A 14,297-nucleotide genomic window follows, 5' to 3' on the forward strand; every position below is an offset into this window, starting at 1 on the left:
ACCTTCCCGGCGTGCTGGCGCGAGGTGCAAAATCGCTTTATGGAATGCGCATTCCTGAGAGATTACTGCGTTGCTGTCTGGCGACATTTTCCTGCGGCGCACGCCCCAAAAAACTGTCCCAGTCTTTCCACACCGGCTGTAATCCAGCCTGCGTTAATGCCGCCGCCACCCGCTGTGGTGAGCGGTTATCATGTGGCGCGAATTGTTCCAGTTCAGGATGATCGTCTGCATAACCGCCCGGTTGAGTTTTGGATCCGGCGCTGACCGTGTTGATCGCCAGAGGAATGACATGATCGCGGAAATACGGTGATTCGCGTGTCGACAGAGAAAGCTCAACATCCGGTGAAAGCATCCGGAAAGCGCAAATTAGCTGCACCAGTTGGTTTTCCTCCAGCAATGAAGCCGGTTCGATTCCGCCGGTACACGGGCGCAATCTCGGGAACGCCACCGAATAACGGCTTTTCCAGTAGGTTTGTTGCAGATAAAGCAAATGCTCGGCCACCATATAACTGTCCGTGCGCCAGTTTCCCGAAAGCCCGAACAACGCCCCAAGCCCGATCTTATCGATTCCCGCGCGTCCCAGCCGGTCTGGGGTTTCCAGCCGCCAGAAGAAATCTTGTTTTTGCCCGCGAAGATGATGCAACGCGTAAGTCGGTGCGTGATAGGTTTCCTGATAAACCAGAACACCGTCCAGCCCCAGCGTTTTTAACTCGGCGTATTCCTCCTGCTGCAGCGGCTGCACTTCAATCATCAGCGAATCAAAATGGCTGCGGATAGCGGGGAAATGACGGCGGAAATAATCCATGCCGACTTTCCCTTTATGCTCGCCCGTCACCAGCAACAGATGTTTGAAGCCCAGCGCATTCAGCGCCTCACATTCAGCGCTAATCTCTTCTTCGTCCAGTGTTTTGCGTTTGATCTTGTTGCTCATCGAAAAGCCGCAGTACGTGCATTCGTTAGCGCAAAGATTGGAGAGATAAAGAGGCGCAAAGAAATTCACGGTATTGCCGAAACGCTGGCGGGTGAGCTGCTGTGCGCGCTGTGCCATTTCTTCGAGATACGGTAACGCGGCCGGAGAAATCAGTGCCATAAAATCATCGCGGTCTATTTTGCTCTGGCTCAGCGCCCGTTCAACATCGTGTGCTGTTTTGCTGTTAATTCGCAGGGAAATATCATCCCAGTCGACCGTCGACCAGACATCGGTAAAGTCGCTCATAAACTTGCCTGCGGGGAAGTCAGAAAACGGGTCAGCGGGCTGGATGCGCTGGCGTATCGCTGCCGGCCTCCTAATCCGCTTTGACGGGCAAGCACGCCCGCTTCAACAGCCAGACGAAATGCCGTCGCCATGGAAACCGGATCCCGCGCAACGGCAATTGCCGTATTTACCAGCACGGCGTCCGCGCCCATTTCAAGCGCTTGGGCGGCCTGACTGGGTGCGCCGATCCCGGCATCCACCACAACGGGCACCCGCGCCTGTTCGATAATAATTTGCAGGAACTCGCGGGTTTGCAGCCCTTGATTAGAACCAATCGGTGCGCCAAGCGGCATCACCGCAGCGCATCCGGCTTCTTCGAGGCGTTTACACAGTACCGGATCAGCACTGCAATAAGGCAAAACGACAAACCCTTGTTTCACCAATATTTCTGCGGCCTTCAGGGTTTCGATGGCATCAGGCAGCAGATATTTCATGTCCGGATGGATTTCCAGTTTGACCCAGTGCGTCCCCAGCGCTTCGCGTGCCAGTTGGGCAGCAAACACGGCTTCTTCTGCCGTTTTCGCCCCTGACGTATTCGGCAACAAGCGCACGCCAAGTTGCTGCAAAGGCGAAAGAATGTCATCGCCGCCGCGCCGCAGATCGACGCGTTTCATCGCCATCGTTACCAGCTGAGAACCGGATGCCGCGAGCGATTGCTGCATCAAAGAAGCATTGGCGAACTTTCCTGTCCCGGTAAACAAATGTGAGGTAAACGTAGTATCAGCAATTTTTAACATGTTTCAGCCTCCGGCAATCGCCTGAAAGAGCAGAACCTGATCACCGTCTTTCAGTAAGTGAAAAAGCCAGTTATCACGCGGAATAATGATCTGATTGACCGCCAGCGCGCTCCCCGCCGGGTTCAGATCCAGCAGATTAAGCAACGTATTCAGCGTCAGAGGATCAGCGAAATGATGCGTCTCTTCGTTGACCAGAATGTTCATGGCTGGCCTCCGCAGACGGCACAACCCGGTGAACGCGTAAGTTGCAGGGAACGCCAGTTTTGCGTTTTTCCGTCGAACAGCCGCAGCTTTCCGCTGAGAGAACTCGGTAACCCCGCCAGAATTTTCAGCGTTTCCAGCGCCTGCAATGTGCCGATGGTGCCGACGACTGGCCCGAGTACGCCTGATGTCCGGCAGTTGCGCTGTACTGTTTCCTGATCCGGATACAAACAGGCGTAGCAGCCGTGAAGATAGGGCGCTTCGATGACCAGAAGCTGGCCGCTGAATCCGACTGCGCTGCCGCTGATCAACGTTTTACCCGCTTCAACGCAGGCTTTATTGACCGCATGGCGGGTTTCCATGTTGTCGCTGCAATCCAAGACGATATCGGCATTGCCGACGGCCCGAAGCAGAGCTTCTCCTGCAAGCCGTTCAGTGATGGCAACGGCTTCACAAAGTGGGTTCAGGCGCAGCAGCTCGCGTTTCGCCAGTCTGGCTTTCGGTTGGTCAAGGTCAGTGGTACGGTACAGAATTTGCCGCTGAAGATTGGTGATGTGCAGTGTGTCATCATCGGCCAGAAATAACGTACCGATACCCGCTGCCGCCAGATAAAGCGCTGCCGGTGAACCCAGACCGCCGAGCCCGACGATCAGCACTTTTGCCGCCAGTAACTTTTCCTGCGCCTGTGGACCGAATTCTTCCAGCATCAGTTGCCGGCTGTAACGCATAAAGGCCGCGTCGTTAAGCATCTTCCGGAACCTTGCTGGCGCATAAGGCCAGCAGTTGCGCGGTGGCCGCGCGCCAGTCCGCGGCCTGCGTTATGGCGCTGACGACGGCGATGCTGCCGACGCCGCAATCAAGAACCGACGGTGCGCGGTCAATACTGATGCCGCCGATGGCGACTGTCGGGAAACTGCCGTTCAGCTGCCTAATGTGTCGGGCTAATTCCGACAACCCCTGCGGCGCCGACGGCATATCTTTGGTCTGCGTCGGGAAAATATGGCCGAGTGCGATATAAGACGGATTGACCGCCACGGCGCGGGCCAGTTCTTCATCGTCATGCGTCGATACGCCCAGACGCAAACCGGCATCAAGAATGGCCTGCAAATCGGCGGTATCCAGATCTTCCTGACCTAAATGCACGCCGTATGCCTGATGTTTTACCGCCAGACGCCAGTAATCGTTAATGAACAGCCGCGCGTCATATTTTCGTCCCAGCGTAATGGCGTCGATAATGGCGGGTTCGACGTCTTCATCGGGTAAATCTTTCACCCGCAGTTGCAGCGTTTTAACGCCCGCATCCAGCAGGCGGGCAATCCATTCGACAGTATCCACCACCGGATATAAACCCAGATGGAAAGGAACGGACGGGAACGTTTTAGCGTGCCGACTCATTTACTGATCTCCGGCGTGTAATGGCTGGCAGGATGATAAAGCTCGCTGCCGCGCGAACGGAATTCCGCAGACATTTGTGCCATGCCGGATTCCATAAGTTCGATAGGCCGGGCTTTGGCTTCCAGCGCGGCGGCGTAATCGCGAACTTCTTGCGTGATTTTCATTGAGCAGAATTTTGGGCCGCACATTGAACAGAAGTGTGCGACTTTTCCGGATTCCTGCGGGAGAGTTTCATCGTGATAAGCGCGTGCTGTGGCCGGATCGAGCGCCAGATTAAACTGGTCTTCCCAGCGGAATTCAAACCGCGCTTTAGACATGGCGTTATCACGGATTTGTGCGCCCGGATGGCCTTTCGCTAAATCTGCCGCGTGCGCTGCTATCTTGTAGGTAATCAAACCCTGTTTAACGTCTTCTTTGTTCGGCAGGCCAAGATGCTCTTTTGGCGTGACGTAACACAGCATGGCGCAACCGAACCAGCCAATCATCGCCGCGCCAATCCCGGACGTGAAGTGATCGTAACCGGGTGCAATGTCGGTCGTCAGTGGCCCGAGCGTATAGAACGGCGCTTCATGGCAATGCTCGAGTTCTTCGGTCATATTGCGGCGGATCATTTGCATCGGCACATGCCCCGGCCCTTCAATCATCACCTGTACGTCATATTCCCAGGCGATTTTCGTCAGCTCGCCCAGCGTATGCAATTCTGCGAACTGCGCTTCGTCGTTTGCATCCTGAATTGAGCCCGGACGCAGGCCGTCGCCCAGCGAAAGCGAGACATCGTAGGCGGCGCAGATTTCGCAGATCTCACGGAAATTCTCATACAGAAAGCTTTCGCGATGATGCGACAGGCACCATTTCGCCATGATTGAGCCGCCGCGCGAAACAATGCCGGTCAGGCGTTTGGCGGTCATCGGTACGTAACGCAGCAGCACGCCTGCGTGTATGGTGAAGTAATCCACGCCTTGCTCGGCCTGTTCCAGCAGGGTATCGCGGAACATTTCCCAGTTCAGGTTTTCGGCAATGCCGTTCACTTTTTCCAGAGCCTGATAAATCGGAACGGTGCCAATCGGAACCGGGCTGTTACGCAGGATCCATTCGCGGGTTTCGTGGATATAGCGGCCGGTGGAGAGATCCATCACGGTATCCGCGCCCCAGCGTGTCGACCACACCAGCTTTTCAACTTCTTCTTCGATGGAGGACGTCACCGCTGAGTTACCGATATTGGCATTCACCTTCACCAGAAAATTGCGGCCAATGATCATCGGCTCGGATTCAGGGTGGTTGATATTGGCGGGGATAATCGCGCGACCGGCGGCGACTTCCTGGCGCACAAATTCCGCAGTGATATTGGCGGGCAGGTGCGCTCCGAAGCTTTCGCCGGGATGTTGCTGGCGCAGAACTTCTCCGCGGATCCGCTCACGCCCCATATTTTCACGGATGGCGATGAATTCCATCTCAGGAGTAATCATGCCCCGGCGCGCATAATGTAACTGCGTGACATTTTTACCGGCAAGGGCTTTTCGCGGGCGCGGCAGATGCTCGAACCGCAAATGATCCAGTCCTTCATCGGCCAGACGCTGCTGAGTAAAACCGGAGCTGACCTGTGGAAGTTCTTCGGTATCGGCGCGTCCGGTTATCCAGCGGGCGCGCAATTTTTCCAGACCGGTATGCACGTCGATAGTTGCAGACGGATCGCCATACGGCCCGGCGGTGTCATAAACCGGAATCGCTTCGTTTTCTTCAAACTGCGGATTGTCTTTTCCGCCGCCGATCAGCGTCGGGCTGAGCTGGATTTCCCGCATAGGGACACGAATATCAGCGTGGTTGCCCTGGAGATAGATACGTCGGGAATTGGGAAAGGCTTCGCCTTGCAGGCTGTCGATAAACGACTGTGCCTGTGCGCGTTGTTCGCGGCGGTTAGCGGGCTTTTTTTCGGATGTAACGGGTTTCTGGGTACTCGACATAGCAAATTCCTTGTGTTGTTTTCACGGCAAAAGCGTGACAGAACGTAATGGAAAATTGCTTGTCTGGAGGTTTACGGCAGGAGTAAAAATGGGCGGTTGAACGCTGGCGGCCGTATGCAGGCTGATGCCAAATCGCGCTAAACGCATAACATTACTCTTGTTCCCTTCGCGGGTACTAACCCGATCAGGTTCCGCGGATCCCGAATTAACGGTCTCAGCCTGGCATCATCTCCGCGAGGAAATTTTGCACGAGGCACTCCGACAAGAAGCCTCAATATAGGAGGCCGTTTTAAAAACTACAACCCTGAGCAGGGTTTTTATTGTGGCAACGTGTTGTGCAGACGTAACACGTTACGCGGGTTTGGCGAGATGCTCTTCGTTTGCAGAAGGTAATTCTTTGCGACTTTCCGGATCAAAGGCCAGAATGATCAGTTGATCCTCGAGCTGAAAACGCGCATCCAACGCTTCACCCACATCAGATAATGCATAATGAAATGCGAAAGCATTGTCATCATCAATATCATTTTCGGTGTAACTGTCATGGAAAGCCATGATAGCTTCAGTATTGAGCTCGAGTGCGGGGTATATTTTCGCAGCCTGTAATTTTATCTCTGCACCTTCCACTTCATCAATGATCCGCTGATAAAGGTGGAAATGGCCGGCGGACAGATAATCCACCAGGTTATGGCAAAAGTTGTCCAACGCTTTTTCATTCAGCGGTGTATGTTTTTCTTTATTGGGTTTCAGGCCGACCAGTGTGCAGTAAGACACCAGCAGTTCTTTGCGTGCGTGCAGCCATTGATCCACTAACTCATTACTGCCACCAACGCGTTGGGTCAGTCTTTCCAGACGATTTAGCATGGTTGACTCCGTGAGCGAGAAAAAAGTAACCAAAGGTTACTAATATGTAAATATCAACCCCAGATTGTCAGTCTCGTCGAGGTTATGCAACAACAATTATGGAATTACAGATTACAGAACAACATACCGGCTGGTGGGTGATCAGCTATGAAGGCAAGCTGTGGCTGCCTGAAGGTGAACTGCCGTTTGGCAGCGCTGAAAAGTTTGCGCTGACAGGCAAAATTGGGCGTCAGATTGGCGAGTGGCAGGGCGAGCCGGTGTGGATGGTGCGTCAGGCGATGCACCATCACATGGTGTCCGCGCGGCAGATGCTCGATCAGGAACGCGGGCTATTCCAACTGGTCGGGCGCGGCGTGCAACTGTCGGAATTTTACCGTTCGCACAAATTCTGCGGCTACTGCGGGCATGAAATGCAGGTCAGTAAAACGGAATGGGCTGCGCTGTGCGGGAACTGTCGTGAACGGTATTATCCGCAAATCGCGCCCTGCATCATTGTCGCTATCCGCCGGGGTGATGAGATTTTGCTGGCGCAGCATGTTCGTCACCGTAATGGTATTCACACGGTACTGGCCGGTTTCGTTGAAGTCGGCGAAACCCTCGAAGAAACCGTGGCGCGTGAGGTCATGGAGGAGAGCAATATCCGCGTGAAAAACGTCCGGTACGTCAGCTCTCAGCCTTGGCCGTTCCCGAATTCGCTGATGATGGCGTTTATGGCCGACTATGACAGCGGTGACATCGTGCACGATCCGAAAGAGCTGCTCAGCGCGGGCTGGTATCGCTTTGATCAGCTGCCACAGTTGCCGCCGCCGGGAACCATCGCCCGCCGGTTGATTGAAGATACAGTTGCGCTGTGCCGCGCAGAAAGAGATGAAGACGACGTGTAGCAGGAGTGTTGCATGGTAGAATGCCGCCAGATTATTTTCGGGCGGCCCGAATATTGAAGGAAAAAGACAGAATGAATGAGTTGAAAAATGACCGCTACCTGCGCGCCCTGTTACGCCAGCCTGTGGATATCACACCGGTCTGGATGATGCGTCAGGCGGGCCGTTATTTGCCAGAGTACAAAGAAACCCGCGCTGTAGCCGGTGATTTTATGTCGCTTTGCAAGAATGCGGAGCTGGCCTGTGAAGTGACCCTCCAGCCACTGCGTCGCTACCCGCTGGACGCCGCGATTCTGTTCTCTGACATCCTTACCATTCCTGACGCCATGGGGCTGGGGTTGTATTTCGAAGCCGGTGAAGGCCCCCGTTTTTCTTCTCCGCTGACCTGCCGTGCCGATGTCGAAAAACTGCCCGTCCCTGATCCGGAAATGGAACTGGGCTACGTCATGAACGCGGTTCGCACTATCCGTAAAAACCTCAAAGGTGAAGTGCCGCTTATCGGTTTTTCCGGCAGCCCGTGGACACTGGCGACATATATGATCGAAGGAGGCAGCAGCAAAGCCTTCACAAAAATCAAAAAGATGATGTATGCCGATCCGCAGACTTTGCACCTTTTGCTCGATAAAGTGGCCGATAGCGTCATTCTCTACCTTAATGCCCAAATCAAAGCGGGCGCGCAGTCTGTCATGATTTTTGACACCTGGGGCGGCGTACTCACGCCTCGCGATTACCGCGAGTTCTCCCTGAACTACATGCACAAGATTGTCGACGGTCTGATCCGTGAAAACGAAGGTCGCCGCGTGCCAGTGACGCTGTTCACCAAAGGCGGCGGACAATGGCTGGAAGCGATGGCGGCAACCGGTTGTGACGCGCTGGGCCTTGACTGGACAACGGATATTGCCGAAGCCCGTCGTCGCGTAGGCGACAAAGTGGCGATTCAGGGCAACATGGATCCTTCCATGCTGTACGCTTCGCCGGTTCGTATCGAGCAGGAAGTGGAAACCATTCTGGCCGGTTTTGGTAAAGGTAATGGCCATGTCTTTAATCTGGGCCACGGTATTCATCAGGATGTTCCGCCAGAAAACGCCGGTGCGTTCGTGGAAGCGGTGCACAGCCTGTCGCGGCAGTATCACGAGTAAACCTGGCGTATGATCGATACCCGTGCATTACGTGAAGAACAACGGATCCTCGCCGATCAGACAGAACTGCAGGATCCGCCTGATTTCACTACACCGGCGCTTGTCGCGGGTGTGGATGTGGGTTTTGAACAAGGCGGTGAAGTGACGCGTGCCGCGGTTGCGATTCTGCGTTATCCCTCGCTTGAACTGGTGGAATACCAGATAGCCCGTATCCCGACCGTCATGCCTTATATTCCCGGTTTCCTTTCTTTCCGGGAGTTACCGGCGCTGTTGCAGGCCTGGCAGCAAATCACTTTGCGCCCGGATCTGGTGCTGGTTGACGGGCAGGGTATTGCGCATCCGCGCCGTCTGGGTGTCGCCAGCCATTTTGGTCTGATGATCGACGTGCCAACGATTGGTGTGGCCAAGAGCCGTTTGTGCGGGAAGTTTCTGCCACTCGGCGAAGAAAAGAACAGCCAGCAGGCGTTGTATGATGGCGATGAGCAGATCGGTTGGGTCTGGCGCAGTAAGCTACGCTGTAACCCGCTTTTTATCTCACCAGGTAATCGCATCAGCATGGAATCTTCACTTTACTGGGTTGAACGCTGTATGCGGCAATATCGTTTGCCGGAGCCAACCCGCTGGGCCGATGCTGTGGCATCAAACCGGGCAGCGTTTCAACGCTGGCAACGGTTGAGTGATGATCTTTAGGAATCAAGGAATAGGGATATTGATTTATTTCAGGTAAACTCCCGCGCAGAAAAGTTAACGAGATCAACTCATGTTACGTAATCCAATACATTTACGTCTGGAAAAGCTGGAAAGCTGGCAACACGTGACGTTTATGGCGAGCTTGTGTGAACGCATGTACCCGAACTATCAGGCGTTTTGCCTGGAAACCGGGTTTGGCGAGGCACAGGTTTACCGCCGTATCCTGGATTTAATCTGGGAAACGTTGGTGGTAAAAGACGCCAAGGTCAATTTTGACTCACAGCTCGAAAAACTGGAGGAAGCGGTGCCTTCTTCCGATGACTACGACATTTATGGCGTTTACCCGGCCATTGATGCTTGTATTGCATTAGGCGAACTGATTCATTCACGTCTGAGCGGCGAGACGTTGTCTCATGCGGTTGCTGTCAGTGAAGCATCAATTCGTACTGTTGCGATGCTGGAAATGACTCAGGCCGGTAAAGAAATGACCGATGATGAGCTGAAAGTCATTCCTGCTGTTGAAGAAGAATGGGACATCCAATGGGAGATTTTTCGCCTGTTGGCTGACTGTGAAGAGCGTGATCTGGAATTAATAAAAGGGTTACGTTCTGACCTGCGTGAAGCCGCTGTCAGTAACATTGGCATAAATTTAGCGCAATAAGGCTAGAAAACGTGATTTAACGCCTGATTTGTCGTGCCTTAAGGCTTCACATCCGCACCCTGTCTGGTCTACATTTGGGGTGCGTAAAAAAAGTGGCTATCGGTGCGTGTATGCAGGAGGGTGCTGTCAATCGGCATATCCGTCGCACTCGATGCTTTGCAAACGATAAACACACTGTAAAGGATAACTTATGAACAAGACTCAACTGATTGATGTAATTGCTGACAAAGCTGATCTTTCCAAAGCACAAGCCAAAGTTGCTCTTGAATCTACTCTGTCTGCTATTACCGAGTCTCTGAAAGAAGGTGATGCTGTACAATTGGTTGGTTTCGGGACTTTCAAGGTAAATCATCGTAACGAGCGTACTGGTCGTAACCCACAGACTGGTAAAGAAATCAAAATCGCAGCTGCAAACGTACCTGCGTTCGTTTCTGGTAAAGCTCTGAAAGACGCTGTTAAGTAATTGCTTGCAGTGAAAAGAATAAGCGGAGGGGCCTGTAAGCCCCTTCAGTTTATCACCCCCAGACTGGTGGCAAGTTTACTGGTTCTCGGTCTGGTGGGTTGTAGTTCAAAAAATTCCCCTGAATTGTTTTTTGCCAGCGGGTATGTTGCCGATCAAGGTATCAACCGCCTCTGGCGTGAAGACAACGCACAGAACGAACCTCAAACTATTCTCAACGTATACAGCCCCTATTTTGGCGGCGATACGATCATTACCCGATACGAATTCCAGCAGGGGCAATTGCACCTGATTAAAGAAACGCATGCGACTAAAACGGATTTAGGCGTGATGCTGCGTTTTGACGACAGCGGGCATGTCAGCTTTATGCAGCGACAACTTCCTGAGCGTCGGGAAAAATTATCCTCAGATGACATCGAGCGCTATAAATATGAAGCGGCAAAAATTCTCGACCTGAGTAGTGCGCTGCGCGTGGGTAATGTCCGGCTGGTGCAGGCTAACTGGCGGCAGGGTTTGATCACGACCTGCGCAGGCGAGCAGGTGACGCCAAAGCTGACCGTCCGTTCTCAGGTCTGGCTGGCTAAACGAGCCAGTCGCAGTAACGACAATCTCGGCCTTGCCTGGCTGACGGCACCGGAAGGCAACGAATTGCTACTGGTCGCAAATCAAGATTTTTGTCAGTGGGAACCCAAAGAGTCAGATCTCTGATCCCGCTTGCGTATACGTATAAACGAAAGGCACGCTGAGCGTGCCTTTTTTGATCGTCAGGATTTGATCGTCAGGTGAACCTGATTACAGATTACGTTCGCGGTCAATCGCGCGATAGCCGATATCCTTGCGGCAGAAACTGCCTTCCCAATGAATATCTTTCGCTAAATCATAAGCACGTTGCTGAGCGGCTTCGACGGTTTTACCCAGCGCAGTCACGCACAGTACGCGTCCGCCATTCGTCACCACGCGTTCATCCTGCAAACGGGTTCCGGCATGGAAAACTTTACCGTCTGGCGCTTCTTCCAGCGGCAGACCGTGGATCACGTCACCGGTTTTGTAATCGGCAGGATAACCGCCTGCGGCGATCACCACACCCAGTGAAGGACGCGGATCCCACTCGGATGTTTTATCGGCCAGACGGCCTTCTGAACCGGCCAGACAAAGATCGACCAGATCGGAACGCAGGCGCAACATGATCGGCTGAGTTTCCGGATCGCCAAAGCGGCAGTTAAATTCGATCACTTTCGGCTGGCCGTCAGCGGAGATCATCAGACCCGCATACAGGAAACCGGTGTAAGTATTATTCTCAGCCGCCATGCCGTGCACAGTCGGCCAGATAACCTGATCCATCACGCGCTGATGGATTTCATCCGTGACAACCGGTGCCGGAGAATAAGCGCCCATACCGCCGGTGTTCGGGCCGCTGTCGCCATCGCCAACACGTTTGTGATCCTGACTGGTTGCCATCGGCAGAACATTTGTGCCGTCAACCATCACGATGAAACTCGCTTCTTCGCCATCCAGGAATTCTTCGATAACGATACGGCTGCCTGCATCGCCAAAAGCGTTTCCTGCCAACATATCGTGAACGGCGTCTTCCGCTTCTTTCAATGTCATCGCCACAATGACACCTTTGCCCGCAGCCAGTCCGTCGGCTTTAATGACGATCGGCGCGCCTTTGCTGCGCAGATAAGCCAGTGCCGGTTCGATTTCGGTGAAGTTTTGGTAATCCGCGCTTGGGATATTGTGACGAGCCAGGAAATCCTTAGTGAAAGCTTTCGAGCCTTCCAGCTGTGCAGCTTCCTGCGTCGGGCCAAAAATTTTCAGTCCAGCAGCGCGGAACGCATCAACCACACCAATCACCAGCGGCGCTTCAGGGCCGACAATGGTCAGGCCGATATCATTGCTTTTGGCAAATGCCAGCAGAGCGGCGATATCGGTCGCGGCGATATCAACATTCTCCAGCAGAGGTTCCAGCGCGGTACCGGCGTTACCGGGTGCGACAAACACTTTATCCGCCAGTGGAGATTGCGATGCCTTCCATGCCAGTGCATGTTCACGCCCGCCGTTGCCGATAATTAAAATATTCATTCGAGGACTCCGGGTGAGCGGGCGCATCGCACCCGCTAAAAGAAAATTAATGACGGAAATGGCGCATGTCTGTGAACAGCATTGCGATACCGTGTTCGTTTGCGGCTGCGATAACTTCATCATCACGAATTGAACCGCCAGGCTGAATTACACAGGTAATGCCCACCGCAGCGGCTGCATCAATACCGTCGCGGAACGGGAAGAAGGCATCTGATGCCATCACGGAACCTGCGACTTCCAGGCCTTCGTCAGCGGCTTTAATCCCCGCGATTTTCGCCGAGTACACGCGGCTCATCTGGCCTGCACCAATACCGATGGTCATTTTATCGCGTGCATAAACGATGGCGTTGGATTTAACGAACTTGGCGACTTTCCAGCAGAACAGGGCATCTGTCAGTTCCTGCTCGGTTGGCTGGCGCTGCGAAACAACACGCAAATCACCGGCATCAACCATGCCCAAATCACGATCCTGAACCAGCAGGCCGCCATTCACACGTTTGAAGTCCAGTGCTTTCTGGCGCCCTTGCCATTGGCCGGAAGTCAGAACGCGGACGTTTTGTTTTGCCGCAGTCAGGGCCAGCGCTTCTGGGCTGACCGACGGGGCGATGATCACTTCCACAAACTGGCGGCTGATGATCGCTTTCGCGGTTTCAGCATCGAGCTCGCGGTTGAAGGCAATAATGCCGCCGAAAGCGGAAGTCGGGTCAGTCTGATAAGCACGTTCGTAAGCAGCCAGAACGTTGTCTCCGATGGCAACACCGCAAGGGTTCGCGTGTTTAACGATGACACAAGCAGGCTCTGCAAATTCCTTCACACATTCCAGTGCCGCATCGGTATCTGCAATGTTGTTATAGGAAAGAGCTTTGCCCTGCAACTGGGTTGACGTCGCCACGGAAGCTTCGCTGACGTTTTCTTCTATATAGAAGGCGGCGTTCTGATGGCTGTTCTCGCCATAACGCATATCTTGTTTCTTTATATAGCTAAGATTCAGAGTTCGCGGGAACTGGCCAGACGCGGATTCGGTATCGCCGTGATAAGCCGGAACCATGGTGCCGAAGTAGTTGGCAATCATGCCGTCATAAGACGCAGTGTGCTCGAAAGCCTTAATCGCCAGATTGAAACGGGTCGTCAGCGTCAGTGAGCTGCTGTTGGCATCCATCTCTTCAATAACAGAAGCGTAATCATTACTCTTCACCACGATTGCCACGTCTTTGTGGTTCTTCGCCGCAGAGCGAACCATGGTCGGGCCGCCGATATCAATGTTTTCGACTGCATCTTCCAGTGAGCAATCCGGGCGGGCGACGGTTTCCGCGAACGGATAAAGGTTTACGACCACCATGTCGATTGGCGCGATCGCGTGCTGCGCCATAATGTCATCATCTTTCCCGCGACGGCCGAGGATCCCGCCGTGAACTTTCGGGTGAAGGGTTTTGACGCGTCCATCCATCATTTCCGGGAAACCCGTGTAGTCAGACACTTCTGTGACTGGCAGACCGGCTTTTGCCAACAGGCTAGCGGTGCCGCCAGTGGAAAGTAATTCAACGCCACGCGAAGAGAGTGCCTGGGCGAATTCTACGATACCGGCTTTATCAGAAACGCTGAGCAGGGCGCGGCGGATTGGACGAGATTGTTGCATGGTGGTTTATATCCTTGGCTTTGGAGTCGCAATAAAGAGCGTTATCTGAATTCAATGGGCGTTTTCTTCTCTTTATATAGAGCAATTTGCAGAAAAACGCGGGATTGAGCTCGGATAACTACCCCCTGACGGCTTACTTTTCATTTATCACCCGTAATGGGTGTCGAAAACTGACGCGCGAAATTGTAGCGAAAACGATTGCGCGACGCTCGCAAAATTTGAGATTCCTGCGGATCTGTGGATAAATCTGTGCAAAACACGGTATAAGCGGTGTGTTTGCTGTGTAATGCAGCAAACGGTATTTTTTCTTAAAATTAGCCCTTGCGGCCTGCTGAGAA

The 14,297-nt window shown here is 53.5% G+C and carries 15 protein-coding genes and 1 riboswitch; of the genes, 6 read left to right on the top strand and 9 right to left on the bottom strand.

The genetic code is table 11. The features are described 5' to 3' along the window. Positions 1-37: 37 nt before the first annotated feature. The 7 genes from thiH to rsd all read right to left on the bottom strand — a co-directional run bounded on the left by thiH (position 38) and on the right by rsd (position 6,410). A complete protein-coding gene (thiH, locus tag ACM5QY_RS05965) occupies positions 38-1,216 on the bottom strand; it encodes a 2-iminoacetate synthase ThiH (RefSeq protein ID WP_416119670.1) in 1,179 nt (392 codons plus the stop codon). Continuing rightward, on the bottom strand, positions 1,213-1,992 hold the full coding sequence (locus tag ACM5QY_RS05970; RefSeq protein ID WP_416119672.1) for a thiazole synthase: 780 nt from the start codon (positions 1,990-1,992) through the stop codon (positions 1,213-1,215). The genes thiH and ACM5QY_RS05970 overlap by 4 nt, the downstream gene beginning before the upstream one ends. Positions 1,993-1,995: 3 nt before the next feature. Beyond that, positions 1,996-2,196, bottom strand: coding sequence for a sulfur carrier protein ThiS (gene thiS / locus ACM5QY_RS05975; protein ID WP_416119673.1), 201 nt, complete (start codon positions 2,194-2,196; stop codon positions 1,996-1,998). Continuing rightward, complete coding sequence (locus tag ACM5QY_RS05980) at positions 2,193-2,942, bottom strand: HesA/MoeB/ThiF family protein (protein WP_416119674.1); 750 nt, start codon at positions 2,940-2,942, stop codon at positions 2,193-2,195. Before ACM5QY_RS05980 ends, thiS begins: the two co-directional genes overlap by 4 nt. Beyond that, positions 2,935-3,588, bottom strand: coding sequence for a thiamine phosphate synthase (thiE, locus tag ACM5QY_RS05985; RefSeq protein ID WP_416119675.1), 654 nt, complete (start codon positions 3,586-3,588; stop codon positions 2,935-2,937). The genes ACM5QY_RS05980 and thiE overlap by 8 nt, the downstream gene beginning before the upstream one ends. Then, the gene (gene thiC, locus ACM5QY_RS05990; protein WP_416119676.1) at positions 3,585-5,549 is read right to left on the bottom strand and encodes a phosphomethylpyrimidine synthase ThiC; all 1,965 of its coding nucleotides are present in this window, start codon (positions 5,547-5,549) and stop codon (positions 3,585-3,587) included. Before thiC ends, thiE begins: the two co-directional genes overlap by 4 nt. A 144-nt stretch (positions 5,550-5,693) precedes the next feature. After that, positions 5,694-5,820: riboswitch (TPP riboswitch) on the bottom strand. 80 nt (positions 5,821-5,900) lie between these two features. Further along, positions 5,901-6,410, bottom strand: a complete 510-nt coding sequence (rsd, locus tag ACM5QY_RS05995; RefSeq protein WP_416119677.1) for a sigma D regulator — start codon at positions 6,408-6,410, stop codon at positions 5,901-5,903. A gap of 98 nt (positions 6,411-6,508) precedes the next feature. On the opposite strand from rsd, the gene nudC reads away from it, so the two are divergent. The 6 genes from nudC to ACM5QY_RS06025 all read left to right on the top strand — a co-directional run bounded on the left by nudC (position 6,509) and on the right by ACM5QY_RS06025 (position 10,949). Next, on the top strand, positions 6,509-7,294 hold the full coding sequence (nudC, locus tag ACM5QY_RS06000) for an NAD(+) diphosphatase (RefSeq protein ID WP_416119679.1): 786 nt from the start codon (positions 6,509-6,511) through the stop codon (positions 7,292-7,294). A 71-nt stretch (positions 7,295-7,365) separates the two neighbouring features. Further along, complete coding sequence (gene hemE, locus ACM5QY_RS06005) at positions 7,366-8,430, top strand: uroporphyrinogen decarboxylase (RefSeq protein ID WP_416119681.1); 1,065 nt, start codon at positions 7,366-7,368, stop codon at positions 8,428-8,430. Positions 8,431-8,439: 9 nt separating this feature from the next. After that, positions 8,440-9,120 (top strand): deoxyribonuclease V, encoded by a 681-nt coding sequence (nfi, locus tag ACM5QY_RS06010; protein WP_416119682.1) that lies wholly within the window; start codon positions 8,440-8,442, stop codon positions 9,118-9,120. 70 nt (positions 9,121-9,190) lie between these two features. Further along, the gene (locus tag ACM5QY_RS06015; protein ID WP_416119684.1) at positions 9,191-9,781 is read left to right on the top strand and encodes a YjaG family protein; all 591 of its coding nucleotides are present in this window, start codon (positions 9,191-9,193) and stop codon (positions 9,779-9,781) included. Between the two features lie 190 nt (positions 9,782-9,971). After that, on the top strand, positions 9,972-10,244 hold the full coding sequence (gene hupA, locus ACM5QY_RS06020) for a nucleoid-associated protein HU-alpha (RefSeq protein ID WP_013577396.1): 273 nt from the start codon (positions 9,972-9,974) through the stop codon (positions 10,242-10,244). Between the two features lie 63 nt (positions 10,245-10,307). Beyond that, a complete protein-coding gene (locus ACM5QY_RS06025; protein ID WP_416122824.1) occupies positions 10,308-10,949 on the top strand; it encodes a DUF1481 domain-containing protein in 642 nt (213 codons plus the stop codon). Between the two features lie 84 nt (positions 10,950-11,033). On the opposite strand, the gene purD is transcribed toward ACM5QY_RS06025, so the two are convergent. After that, positions 11,034-12,323: a phosphoribosylamine--glycine ligase gene (gene purD, locus ACM5QY_RS06030; protein WP_416119685.1), complete on the bottom strand. Its 1,290-nt coding sequence runs from the start codon at positions 12,321-12,323 to the stop codon at positions 11,034-11,036. Positions 12,324-12,369: 46 nt separating this feature from the next. Next, positions 12,370-13,959 carry a bifunctional phosphoribosylaminoimidazolecarboxamide formyltransferase/IMP cyclohydrolase gene (purH, locus tag ACM5QY_RS06035; protein ID WP_416119686.1) on the bottom strand — a complete coding sequence of 530 codons (1,590 nt, stop codon included), beginning with the start codon at positions 13,957-13,959 and terminating at the stop codon, positions 12,370-12,372. Between the last annotated feature and the right edge of the window lie 338 nt (positions 13,960-14,297).

Origin of the sequence: Rahnella sp. PCH160 (assembly GCF_047784855.1) — a bacterium.
Taxonomy (GTDB): domain Bacteria; phylum Pseudomonadota; class Gammaproteobacteria; order Enterobacterales; family Enterobacteriaceae; genus Rahnella.

Bases quoted from the DNA above. Each gene is read 5' to 3' on its own strand.
- thiH (WP_416119670.1), bottom strand. From the start codon at position 1,216: ATGAGCGACTTTACCGATGTCTGGTCGACGGTCGACTGGGATGATATT.
- ACM5QY_RS05970 (WP_416119672.1), bottom strand. From the start codon at position 1,992: ATGTTAAAAATTGCTGATACTACGTTTACCTCACATTTGTTTACCGGG.
- thiS (WP_416119673.1), bottom strand. From the start codon at position 2,196: ATGAACATTCTGGTCAACGAAGAGACGCATCATTTCGCTGATCCTCTG.
- ACM5QY_RS05980 (WP_416119674.1), bottom strand. From the start codon at position 2,942: ATGCTTAACGACGCGGCCTTTATGCGTTACAGCCGGCAACTGATGCTG.
- thiE (WP_416119675.1), bottom strand. From the start codon at position 3,588: ATGAGTCGGCACGCTAAAACGTTCCCGTCCGTTCCTTTCCATCTGGGT.
- thiC (WP_416119676.1), bottom strand. From the start codon at position 5,549: ATGTCGAGTACCCAGAAACCCGTTACATCCGAAAAAAAGCCCGCTAAC.
- rsd (WP_416119677.1), bottom strand. From the start codon at position 6,410: ATGCTAAATCGTCTGGAAAGACTGACCCAACGCGTTGGTGGCAGTAAT.
- nudC (WP_416119679.1), top strand. From the start codon at position 6,509: ATGGAATTACAGATTACAGAACAACATACCGGCTGGTGGGTGATCAGC.
- hemE (WP_416119681.1), top strand. From the start codon at position 7,366: ATGAATGAGTTGAAAAATGACCGCTACCTGCGCGCCCTGTTACGCCAG.
- nfi (WP_416119682.1), top strand. From the start codon at position 8,440: ATGATCGATACCCGTGCATTACGTGAAGAACAACGGATCCTCGCCGAT.
- ACM5QY_RS06015 (WP_416119684.1), top strand. From the start codon at position 9,191: ATGTTACGTAATCCAATACATTTACGTCTGGAAAAGCTGGAAAGCTGG.
- hupA (WP_013577396.1), top strand. From the start codon at position 9,972: ATGAACAAGACTCAACTGATTGATGTAATTGCTGACAAAGCTGATCTT.
- purD (WP_416119685.1), bottom strand. From the start codon at position 12,323: ATGAATATTTTAATTATCGGCAACGGCGGGCGTGAACATGCACTGGCA.
- purH (WP_416119686.1), bottom strand. From the start codon at position 13,959: ATGCAACAATCTCGTCCAATCCGCCGCGCCCTGCTCAGCGTTTCTGAT.